The sequence below is a fragment of the Streptomyces sp. NPDC046860 genome (assembly GCF_040645115.1).
Lineage (GTDB): Bacteria > Actinomycetota > Actinomycetes > Streptomycetales > Streptomycetaceae > Streptomyces.
This window is the reverse complement of sequence record NZ_JBEYXQ010000010.1, coordinates 139,432-163,321: the sequence shown is the minus strand read 5'-3', so window position 1 is coordinate 163,321 and position 23,890 is coordinate 139,432. Positions and strand designations below refer to the sequence as shown.

The 23,890-nt window shown below is 72.5% G+C and carries 21 protein-coding genes; 11 read left to right on the top strand and 10 right to left on the bottom strand.

Going from position 1 to position 23,890, the window contains the following annotated elements; genetic code table 11:
* Positions 1–10: 10 nt before the first annotated feature.
* From ABZ898_RS17065 to ABZ898_RS17050, 4 genes are read right to left on the bottom strand one after another with little or no spacing between them, the layout of a single operon-like run.
* Entirely contained in the window at positions 11–2,317 is a 2,307-nt protein-coding gene (locus ABZ898_RS17065; RefSeq protein WP_361658791.1) for a glycoside hydrolase family 3 N-terminal domain-containing protein, read from the bottom strand.
* A gap of 33 nt (positions 2,318–2,350) precedes the next feature.
* The gene (locus tag ABZ898_RS17060) at positions 2,351–3,169 is read right to left on the bottom strand and encodes a carbohydrate ABC transporter permease (protein ID WP_361658788.1); all 819 of its coding nucleotides are present in this window, start codon (positions 3,167–3,169) and stop codon (positions 2,351–2,353) included.
* A 4-nt stretch (positions 3,170–3,173) separates the two neighbouring features.
* A complete protein-coding gene (locus ABZ898_RS17055) occupies positions 3,174–4,034 on the bottom strand; it encodes a sugar ABC transporter permease (protein ID WP_361658785.1) in 861 nt (286 codons plus the stop codon).
* Complete coding sequence (locus ABZ898_RS17050) at positions 4,031–5,338, bottom strand: extracellular solute-binding protein (RefSeq protein ID WP_361658782.1); 1,308 nt, start codon at positions 5,336–5,338, stop codon at positions 4,031–4,033. The genes ABZ898_RS17055 and ABZ898_RS17050 overlap by 4 nt, the downstream gene beginning before the upstream one ends.
* Positions 5,339–5,455: 117 nt before the next feature.
* On the opposite strand from ABZ898_RS17050, the gene ABZ898_RS17045 reads away from it, so the two are divergent.
* Positions 5,456–6,505, top strand: coding sequence for a LacI family DNA-binding transcriptional regulator (locus ABZ898_RS17045; RefSeq protein WP_361658779.1), 1,050 nt, complete (start codon positions 5,456–5,458; stop codon positions 6,503–6,505).
* 38 nt (positions 6,506–6,543) lie between these two features.
* Here ABZ898_RS17045 and ABZ898_RS17040 read toward each other — a convergent pair whose 3' ends face one another.
* On the bottom strand, positions 6,544–7,836 hold the full coding sequence (locus ABZ898_RS17040) for a methyltransferase domain-containing protein (RefSeq protein WP_361658776.1): 1,293 nt from the start codon (positions 7,834–7,836) through the stop codon (positions 6,544–6,546).
* On the opposite strand from ABZ898_RS17040, the gene ABZ898_RS17035 reads away from it, so the two are divergent.
* The 4 genes from ABZ898_RS17035 (at position 7,819) to groL (ending at position 11,619) form a co-directional block, all read left to right on the top strand.
* On the top strand, positions 7,819–8,724 hold the full coding sequence (locus ABZ898_RS17035; RefSeq protein WP_361658773.1) for a polysaccharide deacetylase family protein: 906 nt from the start codon (positions 7,819–7,821) through the stop codon (positions 8,722–8,724). The two genes, ABZ898_RS17040 and ABZ898_RS17035, sit on opposite strands and share 18 nt — an antisense overlap.
* Positions 8,721–9,242, top strand: a complete 522-nt coding sequence (locus ABZ898_RS17030) for a hypothetical protein (RefSeq protein ID WP_361658771.1) — start codon at positions 8,721–8,723, stop codon at positions 9,240–9,242. The genes ABZ898_RS17035 and ABZ898_RS17030 overlap by 4 nt, the downstream gene beginning before the upstream one ends.
* Positions 9,243–9,563: 321 nt before the next feature.
* Complete coding sequence (gene groES, locus ABZ898_RS17025) at positions 9,564–9,872, top strand: co-chaperone GroES (protein ID WP_018543953.1); 309 nt, start codon at positions 9,564–9,566, stop codon at positions 9,870–9,872.
* Between the two features lie 118 nt (positions 9,873–9,990).
* Positions 9,991–11,619, top strand: a complete 1,629-nt coding sequence (groL, locus tag ABZ898_RS17020) for a chaperonin GroEL (protein WP_361658768.1) — start codon at positions 9,991–9,993, stop codon at positions 11,617–11,619.
* 68 nt (positions 11,620–11,687) lie between these two features.
* Here groL and ABZ898_RS17015 read toward each other — a convergent pair whose 3' ends face one another.
* The 3 genes from ABZ898_RS17015 to ABZ898_RS17005 all read right to left on the bottom strand — a co-directional run bounded on the left by ABZ898_RS17015 (position 11,688) and on the right by ABZ898_RS17005 (position 14,063).
* Positions 11,688–12,494 (bottom strand): isocitrate lyase/phosphoenolpyruvate mutase family protein, encoded by an 807-nt coding sequence (locus ABZ898_RS17015; RefSeq protein ID WP_361658765.1) that lies wholly within the window; start codon positions 12,492–12,494, stop codon positions 11,688–11,690.
* 74 nt (positions 12,495–12,568) lie between these two features.
* A complete protein-coding gene (locus ABZ898_RS17010) occupies positions 12,569–13,342 on the bottom strand; it encodes an SDR family oxidoreductase (RefSeq protein WP_361658762.1) in 774 nt (257 codons plus the stop codon).
* A gap of 52 nt (positions 13,343–13,394) precedes the next feature.
* On the bottom strand, positions 13,395–14,063 hold the full coding sequence (locus tag ABZ898_RS17005) for an MOSC domain-containing protein (RefSeq protein ID WP_361658760.1): 669 nt from the start codon (positions 14,061–14,063) through the stop codon (positions 13,395–13,397).
* An 80-nt stretch (positions 14,064–14,143) separates the two neighbouring features.
* On the opposite strand from ABZ898_RS17005, the gene ABZ898_RS17000 reads away from it, so the two are divergent.
* Complete coding sequence (locus ABZ898_RS17000) at positions 14,144–15,043, top strand: LysR family transcriptional regulator (RefSeq protein WP_361658757.1); 900 nt, start codon at positions 14,144–14,146, stop codon at positions 15,041–15,043.
* Positions 15,044–15,109: 66 nt separating this feature from the next.
* Here ABZ898_RS17000 and ABZ898_RS16995 read toward each other — a convergent pair whose 3' ends face one another.
* A complete protein-coding gene (locus ABZ898_RS16995; RefSeq protein ID WP_361658754.1) occupies positions 15,110–15,433 on the bottom strand; it encodes a WhiB family transcriptional regulator in 324 nt (107 codons plus the stop codon).
* 381 nt (positions 15,434–15,814) lie between these two features.
* Here ABZ898_RS16995 and ABZ898_RS16990 point away from each other — a divergent pair, with 381 nt between their 5' ends.
* The 4 genes from ABZ898_RS16990 (at position 15,815) to ABZ898_RS16975 (ending at position 20,573) form a co-directional block, all read left to right on the top strand.
* The gene (locus ABZ898_RS16990) at positions 15,815–16,426 is read left to right on the top strand and encodes a response regulator transcription factor (RefSeq protein WP_003948568.1); all 612 of its coding nucleotides are present in this window, start codon (positions 15,815–15,817) and stop codon (positions 16,424–16,426) included.
* 541 nt (positions 16,427–16,967) lie between these two features.
* Positions 16,968–17,555: a sigma-70 family RNA polymerase sigma factor gene (locus ABZ898_RS16985; RefSeq protein ID WP_161149924.1), complete on the top strand. Its 588-nt coding sequence runs from the start codon at positions 16,968–16,970 to the stop codon at positions 17,553–17,555.
* A gap of 247 nt (positions 17,556–17,802) precedes the next feature.
* Positions 17,803–19,311, top strand: a complete 1,509-nt coding sequence (gene guaB, locus ABZ898_RS16980; protein ID WP_361658751.1) for an IMP dehydrogenase — start codon at positions 17,803–17,805, stop codon at positions 19,309–19,311.
* Positions 19,312–19,448: 137 nt separating this feature from the next.
* Positions 19,449–20,573 (top strand): GuaB3 family IMP dehydrogenase-related protein, encoded by a 1,125-nt coding sequence (locus tag ABZ898_RS16975; protein WP_361658748.1) that lies wholly within the window; start codon positions 19,449–19,451, stop codon positions 20,571–20,573.
* Positions 20,574–20,663: 90 nt separating this feature from the next.
* Here the strand turns inward: ABZ898_RS16975 and ABZ898_RS16970 are convergent, their stop codons facing one another.
* Positions 20,664–21,866 carry a nucleotide sugar dehydrogenase gene (locus ABZ898_RS16970; RefSeq protein WP_361658745.1) on the bottom strand — a complete coding sequence of 401 codons (1,203 nt, stop codon included), beginning with the start codon at positions 21,864–21,866 and terminating at the stop codon, positions 20,664–20,666.
* 294 nt (positions 21,867–22,160) lie between these two features.
* Between ABZ898_RS16970 and ABZ898_RS16965 the strand changes: the two genes are divergently transcribed.
* Positions 22,161–23,867, top strand: coding sequence for a glycerol-3-phosphate dehydrogenase/oxidase (locus ABZ898_RS16965; protein WP_361658742.1), 1,707 nt, complete (start codon positions 22,161–22,163; stop codon positions 23,865–23,867).
* Positions 23,868–23,890: the final 23 nt, after the last annotated feature.

Sequence of the window (23,890 nt, the reverse complement as noted above, 5' to 3'; positions counted from 1 at the left end):
TCTTCCCCGCTCAGTCCGCCGGGGACACCGTGCTCGCGCAGCGCAGCACCCGCCCCGGCCCGGTCTCCCGCACCGGCCCCGTCAGCCGCAGCCGTGTGGTGTGCCGGACCTCGGCACTGGACGGGCCGAGCCGCAGCTCCAGCGTGCCGGGCTCGACGATCCGCGCCCCCGTCACCCCGGTGAAGGACGCCAGGTCGGTGTGGAAGGCGAAGGTGATCCGGCGGGCCTCGCCGGGGGCCAGCTCCACCCGCTGGTAGCCGGCCAGCCGCACGTCCGGCCGGGTCACCGAGGCCACCGGGTCGTGCAGATAGAGCTGCACCACCTCCGCGCCCGCCCGCTCCCCGGTGTTGCGCACGGTCACCGTGACCTCGTGAGCGCCGTCCGTGCCGGTCTCCGCCTCGGCCGCGCCGAAGTCCGTCCAGGCGAACGTGGTGTACGCCAGGCCGTGGCCGAAGGGGTGCAGCGGGGTCGGGTCCAGGCTGCTGACCTCGCTCGCCAGGCCCAGCGGCGGCTGGAGGTACGTCCACGGCTGTCCGCCGGGCCCGCGCGGCACGCTCACCGGCAGCCGTCCGGAGGGGTTCACCCGGCCCGACAGGACCCCGGCCAGTGCCGGGCCGCCCTCCTCGCCGGGGAAGAACGCCTGCACCACCGCGCCGAGCCGCCCCGACCAGCGGCCCAGCGCGTAGGGGCGCCCGGTGAGCAGCACCAGCACCACCGGGGTGCCGGTCGCCACCAGCGCGTCCAGCAGCTCGCCCTGGACGCCGGGCAGCCGCAGGTCGGCGACGTCACAGCCCTCGCCGGAGGTGCCGCGGCCGAACAGGCCCGCCCGGTCGCCGAGCACGGCCACGCACACGTCGGCCTCCGTGGCGCGGGCCACCGCCGCCCCGAACCCGGAGGAGTCCGGGTCGGACACCCCGCAGCCTTGGGTGAACGTGACTTCGGCGTGCGGGAGTTCGGCGCGCAGCGCCTCCAGCACGGTCGGGATCTCGATGCCCGGCGCGACACCGGGGTGGTGGGGGAGGACGTGGGCCGGGAAGGAGTAGCAGCCGAGCATGGCCAGCGGGTCCGCCGCGCGCGGGCCGACGACCGCGATCCGGGAGCCTCGGCTCAGCGGGAGCAGCCCCGACGGGTTCTCCAGCAGGATCACCGACTCCTCCGCCAGCCGCCGGGCCAGCGCCCGTCCCCCGGGGGAGTCCAGCACGACGGGACCGGCCGGTTCCGGGTCCCAGCCGGGGTCCAGCAGGCCCAGCTCGCACTTCTGGAGCAGCACCCGGCGGGCCGCCCGGTCCACCAGGGCCTCCGGGACACGGCCCGCCTCGACGGCGTCCACCAGGGAGGTGCCGTAGCAGTCCACGGTGGGCAGTTCCACGTCCACGCCCGCCTCCAGCGCCAGGCGGGCGGCCCCGGCGCGGTCCTCGGCGAGCCGGTGCTGGGTGCGCAGGAAGCCGATGCCGAAGTAGTCCGCGACCACCGTGCCGGTGAACCCCCACTCCTCGCGCAGCACCCCGGTCAGCAGCCGGGCGTCGGCCGAGGCGGGCACGCCGTCGGTCTCGGTGTAGGCCGCCATCACCGACCGGGCGCCGCCCTCGCGCAGCGCCAGCTCGAACGGGGGCAGCGTCACGTCGGCCAGTTCGCGCGCGCCCGCCCGCACCGGGGCGAGATTGCGGGCGCCCGCCGAGGACGCGTACCCGGCGAAGTGCTTGAGCGTGGCCACGATCCCGGCCGACTCCAGCCCGCGTACGTAGGCGGCGCCGACCGTGCCGACCAGGTACGGGTCCTCGCCGGCGGTCTCCTCCACCCGGCCCCAGCGCGGATCGCGGACCACGTCCAGCACCGGGGCGAGGCCCTGGTGGACGCCGGCCGAGCGCAGGTCCCGGCCGATGCGGGCGCCCACCTCGGCCACCAGGGCGGGGTCGAAGGAGGCGCCCCAGGCGAGCGGCACCGGATAGGCGGTGGCGCCCCAGGCGGTGAACCCGGCCAGGCACTCCTCGTGGGCGAGCGCGGGGATGCCGAAGCGGTTCGCGGCGGCGATCCGGCGCTGGACGGCGGCGAGCGCGCGGGCGCCCCGGCCGGGTTCGACCGGGGCGGTGCCGAAGGACCGGGTGAGCTGGCCGAGGCCGTACGAGATCAGCTCCTCCCAGTCGGGGACCGCGCTCATCTCGCTCTGCAGCGGGGCGACCTCGCCGCCGTCCGGACCGGCGCCGACCCACACGCCGTACAGCTGGGCGGTCTTCTCCCGCGGTGTCATCCGGGACAGCAGGTCCTCGACGCGCTCGGCTGCGGGCAGGGCGGGGTCACGCCAGGCGGGGGTGGTCATGGAACTCCTGTCGGAGAGGTCGTACGGGGAAGGTCACTTGCCGCCCGCGCCCAGCAGGCCGCCGACCAGGGTGCGCCGGGCCAGCAGGCAGACGGCGAAGACGGGGACGCCGGACAGGACGACCGAGGCGAGCAGGGCGGGGATGTCGACGCCGAACTGGCTGACGTAGTCGTACAGCCCCAGGGTCAGCACCCGGCTGTCCTCGGACTGGGTGAAGATCAGCGGGAAGAGGAAGCCGTTCCACGCCTGGAGGGACGCGTAGACGACGACGGTGCCGATGCCGCCCCGGGCCAGCGGCACGACGAGCCGGAACAGCATCCGCGCCGGGGTCGCGCCGTCCAGCGCCATCGCCTCGTACAGCTCCTCGGGGATGTCCCGCAGGGTGCCGGTGAGCACCAGCACCGACACCGGCATCGCGAAGGCGGCGGTCGGCAGGGCGACGGCGAGCAGGCTGTCGTACAGGTGCAGCTTGGTGATCATCAGGTAGAGCGGGACCACCACGGCCTGCGCGGGGACGGCGACTCCGAGCAGGAACAGCCGGAACGCGCCGCCCGACCAGAAGCCGCGGGTGCGCACGGCGACGTACGCCAGCGGCACGCACAGCACCAGGACGATCCCCACCACCACGGCCGCGACCAGCACGGTGTTGGCCAGGAAGTGGCCGAAGCCGTTGTCCAGGACGGTGCCGTAGTTGGCCAGGGTGGGATGGCGCGGCGGGCGCAGGGCGTTGCCGCCGAGCGCCTCGTCCTGACGGGTCAGGGACACCGACACCATGACGTAGACGGGGACGAGCACGACGGCGAGCCAGATCGCCGCACCCAGGCCCGCCAGGGGGTTGGCCGGGCGCCTCACGGCGTCACATCCCTTCCCGCGTACTGCGCATGGCGCCGAAGCCGGTCACCCGGACCAGCAGCAGCGACAGCGCGGTGGCGGCCACGACCAGGAAGGTGGCGATGGCGCTCGCGTAGCCGAAGTCGTACGCCTTGAAGCCCGACTCGTACATCAGGTACGGCAGGATCGCGGTGTCGGTGCCGGGGCCGCCCTGGGTGAGGATCAGCACGGTCTCGAAGTAGGTCAGCGAGCCGACCACCATCAGCACGAGCGAGGTCGCCGCGGTGTTGCGGAGCTGGGGCAGCGTGATGGAGCGGAACCTGCGCAGGCGTCCGGCGCCGTCGATCGCGGCCGCCTGGTAGAGCACTTCGGGGATCTGCCGGGCGCCGCCCTGGTAGATCAGGGTGTGGAACGGGATGAACTGCCAGCCGCCGACGAAGACCAGCGCGAGGAACGCCCCGGAGGTGGTGCCGAGGGTGTCGCCGGGCACGATGCCGAAGTTGGGGTCGAGCAGGGCGTAGAACAGCAGCGAGACGGCGGTCGAGGACAGCAGGAACGGCACGAAGAAGACCGCCGACAGGATCGCCCGGTTGCGCTGCGGGCCCGCCGCCCAGACGCCGAGGAGCAGGGCGGCGGTCGTCTGGAAGGCGCAGCTCACCATGGTCAGCAGGGCGGTGACGGCCAGCGAGCGGGTCAGCCGGCCGTCGGTCAGCAGGGCGTGCCAGTTGGCGAGTCCGGCCGGGCGCGGCTCGCCCAGGCCGTTCCAGGTGGTGAAGGACAGGCCGAACGCCAGGGCCATCGGGACCAGGGCGAAGAAGCCGAAGAACAGCACGGCGGGCAGCGCCCAGGAGGGGTGCGGGCGTCCGGCGCCCCGCGCGGCGCTCACTTCAGCGCCTTCAGGGCCGCCACGAACCGCTCCGGCGACGACTTGCCGACGAACAGCTTGTTGACCTCGGTGAGCATCGGGGTGGCCGCGTCCGGGTCGACCGCCTGGTCCCAGCTCAGCGTGAAGGCGGGGGCCTCGCGGACCATCCGGTACTGGAAGCGGGCGAACTCGGGGCTGGGGGAGGCGTCCAGCAGCTTGTCGGCGCCGGCGGTGGCGGGCACGTCGCCGTTGGCGATCAGCTCGCGGGCGTAGGTGTCCGAGGCGCAGGTCCGCAGGAAGGCGAGTGCCGCGTCCTTGTTCTTCGTGCGGGTGTTCACCGACCAGTAGTTGGTGGGGTTGCCGACCACGTTGCGGATGTCACCGGCGCCGCCGTCGAACGTGGGGAACGCGCACCAGCCGAGGTGCTCGCGGGCGAAGTCCGGGAACTTGCCGAGCTGGGTGGAGTACTCCCAGGACCCCATCAGGTGCATCGCGGCCTTGCCCTTGGCGAGCGCGGCCGGGGCGCCGCCGTTGGTGTACGCGACCGAGCTGAAGCCCTTGCCGAAGGCGCCGCCGTCGACGAGTTCCCGTACCGTCCGCGCGGCCTTCAGTACGGCGGGGTCGCCCCAGCCGGCGGCGTCGCCGTTCTTGATCCGCTCGAAGACCCGCGGCCCGCCGATCCGGTCCACCAGGTACTCCAGCCACATGAGTTCGGGCCAGATGTCCGCCCCGCCGAGGGCGAACGGGGTGATCCCGGCCTTCTTGAGCCTGGCGTTGTTGTCGAGCAACTGGTCCCAGGTGGCGGGCGGCTTCAGGCCGTGCTCGGCGAACAGGGTCCGGTTGTAGAAGAGGATCACCGGCTGCATGCCGCGCATCGGGATGCCGTACGCGCGGCCGCCGAGGGAGCCGGAGGCGATGACGGAGGGCAGGAAGCCGTTCTTCAGCACGGGGTCGGCGGCGATGGTGCCGGTGAGATCGAGAACCTGGCCGGCCTCCTGGTAGGCCCGGATCGAGCCGCCGCCCCAGTTGAAGAACAGGTCCGGGGCGTTGGGCGAGCCCATGGCGGTGCGCAGCTTGGCCGGATACTCCGCGCCGGGCACCTTCTCCAGCCGGACGCTGCCCTTGGTCTCGCGGCCCGCCGCCGAGCCGTTGAACCGGGAGACCGCCTTCGCCTGCACCTTCGCCGCGTCGTCGCCGTACACGAACGCCGTGAGCGTGCCGTCCGAGCCGCCCGGCCCGCCGGAACCGCAGGCGGTCAGCCCGGTGGTGGCGGCGAGGGCGGTGGCGCCCGCGCCGAGGAACCAGCGTCTGCTGTGAGTCTCCATGTGCCGGGCACCCCTCACGGTCGCACCGAAAGTTTCGAACGATGGCTCGAATGTTCCGGGAAGGTATGGCGTTCCTGAGGGTTCGTCAAGACCTCGCGCAGAGCTACGATCTCGGCCATGGAGCCGTCGAAGACCGCAGCACCGCGCAGTGCCACGCTCGCCGAGATCGCCCGGGAGGCCGGGGTGTCGGCTCCGACTGTTTCGAAGGTGCTGAACGGACGGGCCGACGTGTCCGCGGCCACCCGCACCCGCGTGGAGGAACTGCTGCGCACCCACGGCTACCGCCGCAGGCGGGCCGAGGTCACCCGCTCACCCCTGATCGACCTGGTCTTCCACGAGCTGGAGAGCGCCTGGGCGATGGAGGTCATCCGGGGCGTGGAGAACGTGGCCCGCGACGCCGGGCTGAGCGTGGTCCTCTCCGAGAGCGCCGGGCGCCTCACCCCGGGCCGGACCTGGGCCGACCAGGTGGCCGGCCGCCGCCCGCACGGGGTGATCCTCGTGCTGTCCGGGCTCGACGAGTCCCAGCGGGCCCTGCTGACCAGCCGCTCCGTGCCCTTCGTGGTGATGGACCCGGCGGGCGACCCGGGGGCCGCCGTGCCCTCGGTCGGCGCCACCAACTGGCAGGGCGGCCTCGCCGCGACCCGGCATCTGATCGACCTCGGCCACACCCGGATCGGCGCCATCAGCGGCCCCTCCCGGATGATGTGCGCCCGCGCCCGGCTCGACGGCTACCGGGCGGCGCTGGAGACCGCCGGGCTGCCCGCCGACCCGGCGCTGACCGAGGAGGGCGACTTCCACCACGAGTCCGGCCACCGGCTGGGCCTCGCGCTGCTCGGCCGCCCGGACCGGCCCACGGCCGTCTTCGCGGGCAACGACCTCCAGGCGCTCGGGCTGTACGAGGCGGCCCGCGAGCTGGGGCTGCGGGTGCCGGAGGATCTGAGCGTCGTCGGCTTCGACGACCTGCCGGTCGCCCGCTGGGTGGGGCCGCCGCTGACCACCGTGCGCCAGCCGCTGACCGAGATGGCCGAGGCGGCGGCGCGGCTGGTGCTGGACCTGGGGCGCGGGGACCGGGAGCGGACGGCCACCCGCCTGGAGCTGGCGACCAGCCTGGTGGTGCGCTCCAGCACGGCTCCGCCGTCGCTCCAGGGCGGCCGCCGAGTGCTCTGAGGCGGCCTTCGAGTGGGCCCTTCGAAACTTTCGAAGGGTTACGCCGGGTGCCCGATCAGCATGGTGGGAGCGCCCGCCACGCGGGTCATGAACACCGTCGCGGAGTGGGGCCCCTGCGGCTTGACCTTGCGGCGCAGTTCCTCCGGCTCGACCGCCGAGCCGCGCTTCTTGACGGTCAGGTTGCCGACCCCGCGCTCCCGCAGCAGCGCCTTGAGCTTCTTGACGTTGAACGGCATCCGGTCGGTGATCTCGTAGGCCGAGGCGTACGGGGTGGGGCGCAGCTCGTCGGCGGTGATGTACGCGATCGTCTCGTCCAGCAGGCCGCCGTCCAGTTCCTCGGCGACCTCCGCGACCAGATGCGCCCGGATCACCGCGCCGTCCGGCTCGTACAGGTACCGGCCGGGCGGGCGGACCGCCGGGTCGGGCAGACCCCGGCCCCGGAGGGCGCGGGGGCCGGGCAGCAGGGTGGCGCGGATGCCGCCGGGTGCCTCGGTGCCGAACCAGAGCACGGCCTCCTTGACGTCGCCGCCGTCCGAGATCCACTCGGCCTCGGCCTCGGCGGGCACCGCCTCGTGCGGGATGCCGGGTGCGATCTTCAGGGCGGCTCGGGGCGCGGCGAGCGCGGTGGCCACGGCCCAGGACAGGGGCGGCGAGTACGCCTCCGGGTCGAAGATCCGGCCGCGGCCGCCGCGCCGGGCGGGGTCCACGAACACCGCGTCGTACCCGGCGGTGTCCACCTCGGTGACGTCGGCCTCGCGGACCTCGATCAGCTCCTCCAGCCCCAGCGCCTCGGCGTTGGCCCGCGCGACGGCCGCGGTGAGCGGGTCCCGGTCCACCGCGAGCACGCGGACGCCCGCGCGGGCCAGCGCGAGCGCGTCGCCGCCGATGCCGCAGCACAGGTCGGCCACCGAGGTGACGCCGAGCGCCCGCATCCGCTCCGCGCGGTACGCGGCCACGCTCGCCCGCGTCGACTGCTCGACCCCGTTGGGCGTGAAGAACATCCTCCGCGCGTCCTCCGCGCCGAACTTGGCCTCCGCCCGCTGGCGCAGCCGGGCCTGGCCGAGCGCGGCCGACACCAGTCCGGCCGGGTGGGTGCGGCGCAGCCGGGTGGCCACGGCGAGTTCGTCGGCGGGGGCGGTGCCGCGCACCTCGTCGAGGAGGGCCCGGCCCTCGTCGGTGCGCAGCGCGTGGAATCCCTGGAGGGCGGAGAGCTGGTCGTTCACCGGCTCATTGTGGGCCAGTCGGTGGACCGTGCGCCTCCGGCGGCGGTGTCGGGCCGGGATCGGGGCGGGCGCCTGCCAGTATCCGGCACCATGCGACATGTAGGACAAAATGACAAACTCCGGGCGTGTTCCCGGTCCCTGACCGTCCGCTGCACGGTCGTCGCCCTCGCCGCTGCGGCCGTCCTCACCGGCTGCTCGGACTCCGGTCCGGCCCCCGCCGGCCGCCAGGGGCCCACCAAGGCCCCCGACGCCGCCGCGGCCCGCCTCGCGGAGCAGCGGCGCATGGTGGCCGCGGCCCGCAAGTGGCAGCTCGACGAGGTGCCGCTCACGGCGCCCGCCCCGCCGAAGGTCAAGCCGAGGATCACCGCGCGCGACGGCTTCGAGGTGGACCACCAGGAGGACGAGGACCTGCCCCCGGTCTTCACCACCGTCCCCACCGACAAGAAGATCGTCTTCCTCACCATCGACGACGGCGCCGAGAAGGACCCCCGGTTCCTGCGGATGATGCGCGAACTGAAGGTCCCGTACACCGCCTTCCTCAGCGACTACCTGGTGAAGGACGACTACGGCTACTTCCGCAGGATGCAGTCGTACGGCAACACGCTGAACAACCACACCCTGACCCACCCCTACCTGCCCGGCCTCTCCTACGAGCAGCAGCGGGACGAGATCTGCGGCATGCAGGACATCATGGAGAAGCGGTACGGCAAGCGCCCCGAGGTCCTGCGGCCGCCCTACGGCGACTACAACCAGGACACCCTGCGCGCCGCCAAGTCCTGCGGCATCAAGTACGCGCCGATCTGGAACGAGGAGGTCTTCGTCGACCACTGGGAGTACCGCGAGGACGACCGGCGGCTGCGGCGCGGCGACATCGTGCTCACCCACTTCCGGGGCACCGACGAGTGGGACGGGACCATGGTCGACGACATGCGCCGCTTCCTCGACAAGGTCACCCGCGAGGGATACGCCGTGGCACGCCTGGAGGACTACCTGTGACCCGCCGGGCGCGGCCGGCCGGCGTCCGGCCCGCGGCACGGGCCGTCGCGCTCGCCTCGGCCGCCCTGCTGCTCACCGGCTGCGCCCAGTCGGTCGACCCGATCGAGCGCCTCGGCAAGAAGGCCGCGCAGGGCGTCCGCCACCCGGCCCCGGCCCCGGCCCGCCCCCTCTCGGCCCGTACGGGGACGCGTGCGGTGGACCATGTGGCCACGGCCGACCGCGTCGTCTTCCTGACCTACGACGCGGGCGCCGAACGGGACCGAAGGCTGGCCACCCTGGTCGGCCAACTCCACCTGCCGGTCACCGTCTTCACCCGCGCCGACACCGCCGCCCACTGGCGTGTGAGGACCACCCGCCACGGCTTCACCTACCGGGGCACCCCCGAACACCTGACCCCTGGCGACATCATCCGTATCACCCCGGACCGGGAGGGTGCTTTGGCCGAGCGCACGGCACAGGTGCTGAAGGAGGCCCGGAGAAGGGGCCTGACGGCCGGAAAGCTGACGGACTACCTCTAGCACCTCAGCCCGTCCGGCGATTGAGGACGAGGCCCGTCCAGGGCCGAAGCGGGGGTCCGGGGGCGGCAGCCCCCTGGACGACGCGCGCACCAACGGCACAGTGAAGCCACGCCAAAGAGGTACCCATCCCCGACGCGCCGCACGGCAATTGGCACTCCGCTTGACCGAGTGCTAACCCCGGTCATAGTCTCGGCACTGGCACTCGGCACACGAGAGTGCCAACAAAGCGACGGGCAGGTCCGGCACCCGCGACGACGGATCCACCTGGTCGCCACCTCAGACAGTCAACCCCGTGAATTCTCAGAAGGGGGAGGTCGGATCGTGACGACCGCCAGCTCCAAGGTTGCCATCAAGCCGCTCGAGGACCGCATCGTGGTCCAGCCGCTGGACGCCGAGCAGACCACGGCCTCTGGCCTGGTCATCCCGGACACCGCGAAGGAGAAGCCCCAGGAGGGCGCCGTCCTCGCCGTCGGTCCGGGCCGCTTCGAGAACGGCGAGCGCCTGCCGCTCGACGTCAAGGTCGGCGACATCGTGCTGTACAGCAAGTACGGCGGCACCGAGGTGAAGTACAACGGCGACGAGTACCTCGTCCTCTCGGCTCGCGACGTGCTCGCGATCATCGAGAAGTAGTTCACCCCGAAGCATCTGCTTCACCACTGCGCCCCTGGTTCCCGCGACCGTAAAGAAGCCGGGCGGCCGGGGGCGCAGGCACATCCACCCAGATTTTTCCGAGAGGGCTCCCGCTGTCATGGCGAAGACACTGAAGTTCGACGAGGACGCCCGTCGCGCCCTTGAGCGCGGCGTCAACAAGCTTGCCGACACGGTGAAGGTGACGATCGGCCCCCGCGGCCGCAACGTCGTCATCGACAAGAAGTTCGGCGCGCCGACCATCACCAACGACGGTGTCACGATCGCCCGTGAGGTCGAGATCGAGGACCCGTTCGAGAACCTCGGCGCCCAGCTCGTGAAGGAGGTGGCGACCAAGACCAACGACATCGCGGGTGACGGCACCACCACCGCCACCGTGCTCGCCCAGGCCCTGGTCCGCGAGGGTCTGAAGAACGTCGCCGCCGGCGCCTCCCCGGCCGCCCTGAAGAAGGGCATCGACGCCGCCGTCAAGGCGATCTCCGAGGACCTGCTCGCCTCGGCGCGCCCGATCGACGAGAAGTCCGACATCGCCGCCGTCGCCGCGCTGTCCGCCCAGGACCAGCAGGTCGGCGAGCTGATCGCCGAGGCCATGGACAAGGTCGGCAAGGACGGTGTCATCACCGTCGAGGAGTCCAACACCTTCGGTCTGGAGCTGGACTTCACCGAGGGCATGGCCTTCGACAAGGGCTACCTGTCCCCGTACTTCGTCACCGACCAGGAGCGTATGGAGGCCGTCCTCGACGACCCGTACATCCTGATCAACCAGGGCAAGATCTCCTCGATCACCGAGCTGCTGCCGCTGCTCGAGAAGATCATCCAGACCAACGCCTCGAAGCCGCTGCTGATCATCGCCGAGGACGTCGAGGGCGAGGCCCTGTCGACCCTGGTGGTCAACAAGATCCGCGGCACCTTCAACGCCGTCGCGGTGAAGGCCCCCGGCTTCGGCGACCGCCGCAAGGCGATGCTCCAGGACATGGCCGTCCTCACCGGCGCCACCGTCATCTCCGAGGAGGTCGGCCTCAAGCTCGACCAGGCCGGCCTGGACGTGCTCGGTACCGCCCGCAGGGTGACCGTCACCAAGGACGACACCACGATCGTCGAGGGCGGCGGCAACGCGGCCGACCTGACCGGCCGCGTCAACCAGATCAAGGCCGAGATCGAGAACACCGACTCCGACTGGGACCGCGAGAAGCTCCAGGAGCGCCTCGCGAAGCTGGCCGGCGGCGTGTGCGTGATCAAGGTCGGCGCCGCCACCGAGGTGGAGCTGAAGGAGAAGAAGCACCGTCTGGAGGACGCCATCTCCGCGACCCGCGCCGCGGTCGAGGAGGGCATCGTCTCCGGTGGTGGCTCCGCCCTGGTCCACGCGGCCAAGGTGCTGGACGGCTCCCTCGGCAAGTCCGGCGACGAGGCCACCGGCGTCAGCGTCGTCCGCAACGCGGTCGTCGAGCCGCTGCGCTGGATCGGCGAGAACGCCGGCCAGGAGGGCTACGTCATCGTCTCCAAGGTCAAGGACATGGAGAAGGGCCAGGGCTACAACGCCGCCACCGGCGAGTACGGCGACCTGGTCAAGGCCGGCGTCATCGACCCGGTGAAGGTCACCCGCTCCGCCCTGGAGAACGCCGCCTCCATCGCCTCCCTGCTGCTCACGACCGAGACCCTGGTCGTCGAGAAGAAGGAAGAGGAAGAGGCCGCCGCTGGTCACGGCCACGGCCACGGCCACTCCCACTAAGGCAACAGCCCTCTAGGGCTTGCGACTTCGCCCCGCCGGGAGAATCCCGGCGGGGCGAAGTGCTGTGATCAGCGCCCCTCGTGCAGCAGGCCGTTCAGCTCGGGGAAGGGGAGGGCGTCCGCGAGGGAGGAGCAGCCGCCGTCCGCGTAGAGGTCCAGGGCGGCGCGGCGGGCCGCGGCGTACGCGGACTGCGCCACTCCCGAACCGAGGCTCACCCGGGAGACGCCCAGCCTGCCCAGCTCGGCGACCGTGGGGGCGCCCGGGGCGGCCATGACGTTCAGGGGAGCCGGGACGGCGTCGGCCAAGGCCGCGACGGTCTCCGGATCGGTCACGCCCGGGACGAAGACCCCGTCGGCACCCGCGTCGAGGTACCGGTGCGCCCGGGCCAGCGTCTCCTCCAGCCGGGTCCCGGGGTCCCCGAGCCCGAACAGGTACGTGTCCACACGGGCGTTGATGAAGAGGTCCGCGCTCTGCCGCCGGGCCACGGCCACCCGTTCGGCCAGCTCCGCCGGGGGCCGGGTGCCGTCCTCGATGTTGATGCCGACGGCACCCGCGTCCAGCACCCCGGCGACCGTCCCGGCCACCCCGGCCGCGTGCTCCGCGTACCCGCCCTCGATGTCGGCGGTCACCGGCACCGACACGGCGGCCACGATCCGGGCGACGACGTCCAGCGCGCGGTCCCGGGCGAGGCGGTCACCGTCCGGCGCGCCCAGCGACCAGGCCACCCCGGCGCTGGTCGTGGCGATCGCCGGGGCGCCCGCGGCCTCGATGACACGGGCGCTCGCCACGTCCCAGGCGTTGGCCAGCGCGAGGGGCGCCTCGGGGGTGTGCAGGGAGCGGAAGAGCCGGGCGGTGTCCGGCTTCGAGAAGGTCATGACCGCAGTCAAACACCGCTCCCCACCCGCCTTCTGGCAGGAATCCGACATGGACGCGGACCCCGCCGCTCCCTCTAGCGCGGCCCGTACTTGCGCCCCGTGCGCGCGCTGATCCCGCCCAGCAGGCCGCGGGGGGCCACCTTCGCCAGGCCCATCAGGGTCTTGTAGCGGGGGTCGGGGATGGAGACGGTCTTGTTGCGGGCGAGGTCGTTCAGCGCCTCGGCGACCAGCTTGTCGGCGTCCAGCCACATCCAGCCGGGGATGTTGTCCGTACCCATCCCGGCCCGCTCGTGGAACTCGGTGCGCACGAAGCCGGGGCACAGCGCCATCAGCCGGACCCCGCTGCCCGCCAGGTCCTTCGCCGCGCCCTGGGTGAACTGCACGACCCACGCCTTGGAGGCGCCGTACGTGCCGCGCGGGACGAAGGCCGCCACCGAGGCGACGTTCACCACCCCGCCGCGCCCGCGCTCCCGCATCGCCTCCGCCGCCGCCGAGGTCAGCCGGAGCACCGCCTCGCAGTGCACCTTGATCATCCGCAGCTCGTCGGCCATGGAGACGTCCAGATAGCGGCCCTTGTTGCCGAACCCGGCGTTGTTGACCAGCAGGTCGACCGGGTTGCGGCGGTCGCCGAGCCGCTCGGCCACCGTCTCGATGCCCTTGTCCTCGGCGAGGTCGGCGGTCAGCACCTCCGCCTCGACGCCGTGCAGGTCGTGCAACTCGAGCGCCTGCTCCCGCAGCCGCGCCGTGTCCCGCGCGACCAGCACCAGGTCGTGCCCGTCCGCCGCCAGCCGCCGTGCGAACGCGGCGCCGATGCCCGCGGTCGATCCCGTAATCAGAGCCGTAGTCATGGCCCAAGAGTAGTGACCCGGACCGGCGGCCCCGGCGCCCGCTGACGGCGGTTCAGCGGGCCTGGCGCTCCAGGTACTTGTGGATCACGGCCACCGTCTCGGCGTGCAGGGCGTCGCCCGCCGCGAGCAGCGAGGGCAGCAGCTCGCGCTCGGTGGTCACCGCGCGGAACTGCTTCGCCGCGGTCACCCCGTGGTCCGGCCGGTGCACGATCTCCACCGCGTCGCCCGCCCGTATCCCGCCCGGCTCGATCACCCGCAGGTAGGCACCCGTGGCGCCCTTCCGGGTGAACCTCTTCACCCAGCCCGGCTCGGCCATATGGCCCTGGAACGTACGGCACGGGATACGCCCCGACGTCACCTCCAGCACCACGGCGGAACCGATCCGCCAGCGCTCGCCGATCAGCGCCCCGGAGACGTCCAGCCCGGCCGTGGTGAGGTTCTCCCCGAAGCAGCCGTTGGCCAGGGGCCGGCCCAGCTCGCGCTCCCAGTCGTCGAGGTCCTCGCGCGCGAACGCGTACACCGCCTGGTCGTCCCCGCCGTGGTGGCGCAGCTCGCACACCGCGTCCCCGGCCAGCCCGCTGCCGCCGACCCCCTTCGCCCCGGGCGCCGCCACCCGCACCGGCCCGTCGACGGGCCGCTTGTCGATGCCCGTCACCCCCTCGGCCTGGTCGGTGTACGGCACCGCGCGGGGTCGCCCCAGATTGACGGAGAGAAGCTTCATGCGCGCACGGTACGTGACCGGTTCCCAAAGCGTCGACGCGATATCGGGACCACGGTCCAAGTACGGCTTATGCTCGAAGGGTGATCGAGGCCCGCCATCTCCGCGTCCTGCGCGCCGTCGCCGCCACCGGTTCCTTCTCGGCGGCGGGGCGCGAGCTGGGCTGCACCCAGCCGGCCGTCAGCCAGCAGATGAAGGCGCTGGAGACCTCCGTCGGCACCCCGCTGCTGGTCCGGGGCGGCCGCGAGATGCGGCTGACCCAGGCCGGCGAGGCCCTGGTCAGGCACGCCTCCGGCATCCTCGCCGGGCTCACCGCCGCCGAGGAGGAGGTCGCCGCCATCGCGGGCCTGCGCGCGGGCCGGGTCCGGCTGGTCTCCTTCCCCAGCGGCACCTCCACCCTGGTCCCCAACGCCCTGGCCGCCCTGCGCGCCGCCCACCCCGGCACCCGCGTCTCGCTGGAGGAGGCCGAGCCGCCGAGGTCGGTCGAGCTGCTGCGCGAGGGCGACTGCGACGTGGCCCTGGCCTTCCGCTACGAGGGCGCCGCCGCCACCGAGGAGTGGGACGACCTGGTGGTACGGCGCCTGCTGACGGACCGTCTCGTCGCCCTGGTCCCCGAGCGCCACCGCCTCGCGGGCGCGGACGCCGTCGCCATCGGGGAACTGGCGGAGGAGCCCTGGATCGCGGGCTGCCCGCGCTGCCGGGGCCAGCTCGTCCAGGTCTGCGAGGGCGCGGGCTTCACCCCCCGCATCGACTTCGCCACCGACGACTATCCGGCCGTGGTCGGCCTGGTCGGCGCCGGCCTGGGGGTGGCCGTACTGCCCCGGCTGGCGGTGGAGTCGGTACGGCCCAGGGGTGTGCGGGTGGTCCGGCTGGAGCCCGCGGTCCGCCGCGAGATCGTCGCCCTGACCCTGCCCGACCTGGCCCAGGTCCCGGCGGTGGCCGCGACGCTGGAACAGCTCGGACGGGCGGCTTCGCGCGCGTAGGCGCGGGCCGGGGCACGGGTCAGGGGCACGCGCAGCGCGTGCCCGGGTGTGTGCAGAAACGTTCCTTCACGCGTGCGGGCCAGTGCCCCCGCCGGCGGTGGACACCAGGCGGTTGCGGGCCCTGCCCATCAGCTCTTCGCGCTCGTCCTCGGTGAGCCCGCCCCACACGCCGTACGGCTCACGCACCGCCAGCGCGTGTGCCGCGCACTGCGCACGGACCGGACACCGCATGCAGACCTCCTTGGCCGAGTTCTCACGTGCACTCCGCGCCGCACCGCGCTCGCCCTCCGGGTGGAAGAAGAGCGAGCTGTCCACCCCTCGGCAGGCTGCCAGCAACTGCCAGTCCCACAGGTCCGCGTTCGGTCCGGGAAGGCGGGAGAAATCTGCCATTACGTGACCCCTTGTAGCCGTTCTGGGCGGATACTGTGCCTTCGACCGTACATCTCCGGTCTAAGGAGATGAAAATATGACTCATTGCGAATCTAGCCTCAGACACTGAGAAATGGGACCAAAAACGGCTAAATGGGGCACGGGTTGTGATGAAAAGCCGTGGGTCCGTCGCGCATGTCTGCACCGTGTCGGAGCCCTCACGTAGAGTGCCGAAGTCAGTACGCCGACCCGTAACTCTTTCGGGTGACCGTCGTTGAGAGTGCGGAGGCGGTTGAAAACACAAGTGCTCGGGCAGGCGTCCGAGACGGTCGACCGCACAGGTGACGATTCCGTACCAGCCTGGAGGCTCAAGGTGACGCGCATTTGCTGCGGAGGGCGGTCATGACTTCCGTCCTCGTCTGCGACGACTCCCCGCTTGCCCGAGAGGCGCTTCGCCGCGCGGTTGCGACCGTGCCCGGCGTCGAGCGCGTGACGACGGCGGCCAACGGCGAGGAAGTCCTCCGCCGCTGGGGTGCCGACCGTTCCGACCTCATCCTGATGGATGTACGCATGCCCGGCCTGGGCGGCGTCGAGACCGTGCGCCGTCTGCTCTCCGCCGATCCGGGCGCGCGCATCATCATGCTGACCGTCGCCGAGGACCTCGACGGCGTCGCCCTCGCGGTCGCCGCCGGCGCCCGGGGCTACCTGCACAAGGACGCCTCCCGCGCGGAGCTGCGGGCGACGGTCACGCAGGCCCTCGCCGACCCCACCTGGCGACTGGCCCCGCGCCGGCTCCGCTCGGCCGAGATGGGCGCCGCGCCCACGCTCACCGCGCGCGAGATCCAGGTGCTGGAGGGCATGAGCCACGGCCGCTCCAACGCCGAGATCGGCCGCGAGCTGTTCCTCTCCGAGGACACCGTCAAGACCCACGCCCGGCGGCTGTTCAAGAAGCTCGGCGCCTCCGACCGCGCCCACGCGGTAGCGCTCGGCTTCCGCTGGGGACTGGTCCGGTAGGTCGTGCGCGGCCGCTGCGCCCGGCCTGGACGGCATCGTCCTGGGCGGGTGGTGGAGGGTGTACGAGGGTGCGGTCGCGCGGTTCCGGCGGCGGACCCGGTCGCCGGACGGCCGGGGCCCGCACCCGGCCGGCTTCCGGCCGGCGCCGGACGTCTCCTGGAGGCGGGCGCGGCGCCGGACGTCACGGCACACGGCCCGCGCCGGACAGCCCAGGTGGAGTTCCGGGCCGGTGACGGTGACGGTGGCGCGGAAGTGGCTGGTCCCCGGCGCGTCCGGCCGGCCGCCGCGCGAGTCCGACCAGGGGGACGCCCCTCGGCCGGACCCGGGCGCCGGAACCGCTCTCCGGGTGCGTGCTGCTCGTTTCGGCGCGGATGCCGCATCCTTGAGGTGTGGAGTCTCTCGGGGACGAGTCGAGCGAGCGCGAAACCAGCGGAAGGGGAGGGCGCAGGAGATGAGTGCCGGCGCACCTGCTCATAACGCTTCGGTGCACAACGACGAGCGCGATGCGACGGACCGCGCGGCCGCAGGGCACCATGGACCGATGCGCGACGACGAGGCGGGCACGGCCCCCGGGCCCATCGGCGCCCTGGTGCACCGTGCCGTCGACGGGGACGAGCAGGCCACGCACGACCTGCTCGCGCACGTCCACCCCCTCGCGCTGCGCTACTGCCGCACCCGCCTGTCGCGGCTGCCCGGCGACGCCCGCCACTTCGTGGAGGACCTCGCCCAGGAGGTCTGCGTGGCGGTGCTGCTGGCCCTGCCCCGCTACCGCGACACCGGCCGTCCCTTCGAGGCGTTCGTCTTCGCCATCGCCTCCCACAAGGTGGCCGACCTCCAGCGCGCGGCGATGCGTCACCCCGGTTCCACGGCCGTCCCCTCGGACGAGATGCCCGAGCGCCCCGACGACTCGCTCGGCCCCGAGGAGCGCGCCCTGCTCAGCTCCGACGCCGCCTGGGCGAAGAAGCTGCTGGCCAACCTCCCCGAGAACCAGCGCGAACTGCTGCTGCTCCGTATCGCCGTGGGCTTGACCGCGGAGGAGACAGGGCAGATGTTGGGAATGTCACCAGGGGCGGTGCGAGTGGCCCAGCATCGCGCGCTGAGCCGGCTGCGCGCCCTTGCCGAGCAGTAGCCCGTGACCGCGCGCCGAGGTGCGCCCCGGCGTGCGGGCGAAGGGTCCGCCGTGGCGTGAACGAGCCGGTGAGAAGCCTGAGAGGGCCCCGGTGCCGGCCCGTCGGCGACCCGTCGGTGAACGCGTCCGCCGCGGAATCCGTACGAACATACGAAGCCTGAAGCGCCCCCGTAGCGTGGAATTTGCTCACGACGCTTCCCGTTAGCATGGACATCCGCACCGATCAAGGCCATTTGGGGAAGGTGTCATGACTGCCAACGTCGACGGAGTGCCCGGTAAATTCCAGACACTCGGGCTGACCTACGACGACGTGCTGCTGCTGCCGGGCTCGTCGGACATGGCGCCCGACGACATCGACACCGCCTCGTACGTCTCCCGGAACGTACGGGTCAACATCCCGCTGCTGTCCGCCGCCATGGACAAGGTGACCGAGTCCCGCATGGCGATCGCCATGGCCCGTCAGGGCGGCGTGGGCGTGCTGCACCGCAACCTGTCCATCGAGGACCAGGCCAACCAGGTCGACCTGGTGAAGCGGTCGGAGTCGGGCATGGTCACCGACCCGATCACCATCCACCCGGAGGCGACCCTCGCCGAGGCCGACGCGCTGTGCGCCAAGTTCCGCATCAGCGGCGTGCCCGTCACCGACCCCGACAAGCGGCTGCTGGGCATCGTCACCAACCGCGACATGGCCTTCGAGACCGACCGTGCCCGTCGGGTGCACGAGGTCATGACGCCGATGCCGCTGGTCACCGCCAAGGTCGGCATCTCCGGCCCGGAGGCCATGGAGCTGCTGCGCAAGCACAAGATCGAGAAGCTGCCGCTGGTCGACGACCGCGGTGTGCTCAAGGGTCTGATCACGGTCAAGGACTTCGTCAAGGCCGAGCAGTACCCGAACGCGGCCAAGGACGCCGAGGGCCGGCTGCTGGTCGGCGCGGCGGTCGGCGTGGCCGGTGACTCCTTCGAGCGCGCCCAGGCGCTGATCGAGGCGGGCGCCGACTTCATCGTCGTGGACACCGCGCACGGTCACTCCCGTCTGGTCGGCGACATGATCGCCAAGATCAAGTCCAACTCCTCCGGCATCGACGTCATCGGCGGCAACATCGCGACCCGTGACGGCGCCCAGGCGCTGGTGGACGCGGGCGCGGACGGCATCAAGGTCGGTGTCGGCCCCGGCTCGATCTGCACCACGCGTGTGGTCGCCGGTGTGGGTGTCCCGCAGGTCACCGCGATCTACGAGGCCGCGCTCGCCGCCAAGGAGGCCGGTGTCCCGGTCATCGGCGACGGCGGTCTGCAGTACTCCGGCGACATCGCCAAGGCCCTGGTCGCGGGTGCCGACACGGTGATGCTCGGCTCGCTGCTCGCGGGCTGCGAGGAGTCGCCGGGCGAGCTGCTGTTCATCAACGGCAAGCAGTTCAAGTCCTACCGCGGCATGGGTTCGCTGGGCGCGATGCAGACGCGCGGCGACCGCCGTTCGTTCTCCAAGGACCGCTACTTCCAGGAGGGCGTCGCCTCCGACGAGGCGCTGATCCCCGAGGGCATCGAGGGCCAGGTGCCCTACCGCGGCCCGCTGTCCTCCGTGGTGCACCAGCTCGTCGGAGGTCTGCGCCAGTCGATGTTCTACGTCGGCGGCCGTACCGTGCCGGAGCTGCAGGACAACGGCCGGTTCGTCCGGATCACCTCGGCGGGTCTCAAGGAGAGCCACCCGCACGACATCCAGATGACGGTCGAGGCGCCGAACTACAGCAGCAAGAAGTGACGCACGCGTACGCGTGCGGGTCGTGAGAGGGCGGTTCCGGAGATGTCCGGGACCGCCCTCCGCGTCGCCCGGGACGGCCGTCACCGGCCCGGTCGGCGATACTGGAAGACGCTGTAAGCATCAGGGAAAGGCATGACGTGACTGAGATCGAGATCGGGCGCGGCAAGCGCGGCCGCCGGGCGTACGCCTTCGACGACATCGCCGTCGTCCCCAGCCGCCGTACGCGGGACCCGAAGGAGGTCTCGATCGCCTGGCAGATCGACGCCTACCGCTTCGAGCTGCCGTTCCTGGCCGCTCCCATGGACTCGGTCGTCTCCCCGGCCACCGCGATCCGCATCGGCGAGATGGGCGGCCTGGGCGTCCTCAACCTCGAGGGCCTGTGGACCCGGCACGAGGACCCGCAGCCGCTGCTGGACGAGATCGCGGAGCTGCCGGCCGAGGTCGCCACCCGCCGCCTCCAGGAGATCTACGCGGCTCCCGTCAAGGAGGAGCTGATCGGCCAGCGCATCAAGGAGGTGCGCGACGCCGGTGTGGTCACGGCCGCCGCGCTCTCCCCGCAGCGCACCGCCGAGTTCTCCAAGGCGGTCGTCGACGCGGGCGTGGACATCTTCGTCATCCGCGGCACCACGGTCTCGGCGGAGCACGTCTCCTCCTCGCACGAGCCGCTGAACCTGAAGCAGTTCATCTACGAGCTGGACGTCCCGGTGATCGTCGGCGGCTGCGCCACGTACACCGCGGCCCTGCACCTGATGCGCACCGGCGCGGCCGGTGTGCTCGTCGGCTTCGGCGGCGGCGCCGCGCACACCACGCGCAACGTGCTGGGCATCCAGGTCCCGATGGCGACCGCGGTCGCCGACGTGGCCGCCGCCCGCCGCGACTACATGGACGAGTCCGGCGGCCGGTACGTGCACGTCATCGCGGACGGCGGGGTCGGCTGGTCCGGCGACCTGCCCAAGGCGATCGCCTGCGGCGCCGACGCGGTGATGATGGGTTCCCCGCTGGCCCGTGCCACGGACGCGCCCGGCAAGGGCCACCACTGGGGCATGGAGGCGGTCAACGCGGAGCTGCCGCGCGGCCAGAAGGTCGACCTCGGCACCGTCGGCACCCTTCAGGAGGTCCTCACCGGCCCCTCCCGCACCCCCGACGGCTCCATGAACTTCTTCGGCGCCCTGCGCCGCGCCATGGCCACCACCGGCTACAGCGAGCTGAAGGAGTTCCAGCGCGTCGAGGTCACGGTGGCGGACAGCCAGCACCGCCGCTGATCTTTTTCCGCACGCAGAGGGCCCGGTCACCTTGGGGTGACCGGGCTCTTTCGCGCGCTCGGAGGCGACCGGCTCAGCGGCGGCGCGTGCTTACAACCGGTGCGCCGCGCCCGTCGGGGTCGCTCCTCGGGTGTCCAGCAGCAGTTGGGCCTTCACCGAGAGGCCCTGGAGGTCGTAGGTGCGGTGGGGCTGGAGGAGGAGGGTGAGGTCGGCGGCGGCCGCGGCCTCGTAGAGGGAGTCGGCGCGGGGGACCGGGCGGTCCAGGACGTGCCAGGCGGGGACGTGGGGGTCGTGGTAGCTGACGGAGGCGCCCAGCTCCATCAGGCGGACGGCGATCTCGTGGGCCGGGGTGTCCTGCTGGTCGGCGAGGTCGGCCTTGTAGGTGACGCCGAGGAGGAGGACGCGGGCGCCCCGGGCGGACTTGCCGTGCTCGTTGAGGAGGGCGGCGGCGCGCTGGACGACGTAGTGCGGCATGCGGTCGTTGACCTGCTGGGCCAGCTCCACCATGCGCAGGCCCCGGCTCGCGTGGCCGGTGAGGTCCTGCGGAACGCCGTGGCCGCCGACGCCGGGCCCCGGCCGGAACGCCTGGAAGCCGAAGGGCTTGGTCTCCGCGCAGCGGATCACGTCCCACAGGTCGACGCCCAGCTCGTGGCAGACGACGGCCATCTCGTTGACGAGCGCGATGTTGACGTGCCGGAAGTTGGTCTCCAGCAGCCGTACCGCCTCCGCCTCGCGCAGTCCGCGCGCCCGGACCACCTTGTCGGTGAGCCGGCCGTAGAACGCGGCGGCCGACTCGGTGCAGGCCGGGGTGAGACCGCCGATGACCCTCGGGGCCGGGGTGTGGTCGCGGCTGCCGGGGTCGACGCGGCTGGGGGAGTAGGCGAGGTGGAAGTCGCGCCCGGCGCGCAGGCCGGAGCCCCGCTCCAGGATGGGGCGCAGCAGGTTCTCGGTGGTGCCGGGCAGGACGGGCGACTCCAGGATGACCGTGGTGTGCGGGCGCAGCCGCTCGGCCAGGGTGCGGGCGGCCGCCTCGACCTGGCCGAGGTCGAGTTCGCCGTCGGCGCCGCGCGGGGTGGGCGCGCAGATGACGGCGGTGCGGACCCGGCCGAGCTGGGCCGGGTCGGTGCCGGGCCGGAACCCGGTGGAGCGCATCCGGCGCAGCTCGGCGGGGCTGAGCGACCCCGCCTCGGGGCCGGTGGCGTACCCGATGGTGGGGATGCCTGCGTTGACGGCGGCCTGGGCCAGCGGCAGGCCGTAGGGACCGAGTCCGATGACGGCGAGATCTGCGGGCATGGCGTGGGCCGTCCTTCCCGATAGCCGAAGTGGGAATGGTGCGCAAGCCCGGTGGACCGCCTGAACGAGCGCACAGTCAGACTAGGTACAAATATGACCGTTATGTGTGATTGTGTTCGTGTGTCTTCGGGATGATACGCGCGGGTTTTCCACAGCCTGGGAGGCCGTGGTGGCCGAAGCCGGCCGGCACCGCCACACTTTTGAGCATGAGGTTCTGGGCATGAGGAGGGGACGAAGGGGCCGCGACCACCGGGTGCGGCCCGGCCTGCGGGTCTGCGAGAGCGGGAGGCAGTGGTGAGGACAGCGACCCTTGACCCGGCGCGGCGCGCCGAGGCACTTGCGGAGATGGCCGAGCGCGAACTGGACGTGCTGGTGGTCGGCGGCGGCATCGTGGGCGCGGGCACCGCGCTGGACGCGGCCACCCGCGGTCTGTCCACCGGACTGGTCGAGGCGCGCGACTGGGCGTCCGGCACCTCCAGCCGGTCCAGCAAGCTGATCCACGGCGGTCTGCGCTATCTGGAGATGCTCGACTTCCCCCTCGTGCGCGAGGCCCTGAAGGAGCGCGGCCTGCTGCTGGAGCGCCTGGCACCGCACCTGGTGAAACCGGTGCCGTTCCTCTACCCCCTCCAGCACCGGGGCTGGGAGCGGCTGTACGCGGGCACCGGCGTCGCGCTGTACGACGCGATGTCCATGGCCCGCGGCCACGGCAGGGGTCTGCCCACGCACCGCCACCTCACCCGCACCCGCGCCCTGCGGGTCGCCCCCTGCCTGCGCAAGGACGCCCTGGTCGGCGCCCTGCAGTACTACGACGCCGCGGTGGACGACGCCCGCTTCGTCACCACCCTGGTCCGCACCGCCGCCTCCTACGGCGCCAAGGTCGCCAACCGCACCCGCGTGACGGGATTCCTGCGCGAGGGCGAGCGGGTCGTCGGGGTCCGGGTGGAGGACGTGGAGGGCGGCGGGGAGTACGAGATCCGCGCCCGCCAGGTCGTCAACGCCACCGGCGTGTGGACCGACGACACGCAGGGGCTGGTGGGGGAGCGCGGCCAGTTCCACGTCAAGGCGTCCAAGGGCATCCACCTGGTCGTGCCCAAGGACCGCATCCACTCCAGCACCGGCCTGATCCTGCGCACCGAGAAGTCCGTGCTGTTCGTCATCCCCTGGGGCCGGCACTGGATCGTCGGCACCACCGACACCGAGTGGGACCTGGACAAGGCGCACCCGGCCGCGTCCAGCGCCGACATCGACTACCTGCTGGAACACGTCAACTCCGTCCTGGCGGTCCCGCTCACCCGCGACGACGTCGAGGGTGTCTACGCGGGCCTGCGTCCGCTGCTGGCCGGCGAGTCCGAGGCCACCAGCAAGCTGTCCCGCGAGCACACCGTGGCCCATCCGGTGCCGGGCCTGGTGGTCGTCGCGGGCGGCAAGTACACGACGTACCGGGTGATGGCCGAGGACGCCGTCGACGCGGCGGTGCACGGCCTGGACCGGCGGGTCGCCGCGTCCGTCACCGAGGAGATCCCGCTGCTCGGCGCCGAGGGCTACCCGGCGATGTGGAACGCCCGCGAGCGCATAGCCGAGCGCAGCGGACTGCACGTGGCCCGGGTCGAGCACCTGCTGAACCGGTACGGCTCGATGGCCGACCAGCTCCTCGACCTGATAGCCGCCGACCCCTCCCTCGGCGAGCCCCTGCGGCACGCGGACGACTACCTGCGCGCGGAGATCGTCTACGCGGCCTCGCACGAGGGGGCCCGGCACCTGGACGACGTCCTCACCCGCCGCACCCGCATCTCCATCGAGACCTTCGACCGGGGCACCCGCAGCGCCCGCGAGGCCGCCGAGCTGATGGCACCGGTGCTGGGGTGGGACGAGGACCAGATCGCCCGCGAGGTCGAGCACTACGAGAAGCGGGTGGAGGCCGAGCGTGAGTCCCAGCGCCAGCCCGACGACCTCACGGCGGACGCGGCCCGTCTGGGGGCGCCGGACATCGTGCCCCTGTAGCCGCGTCCCCTGGGCGGGGCGTC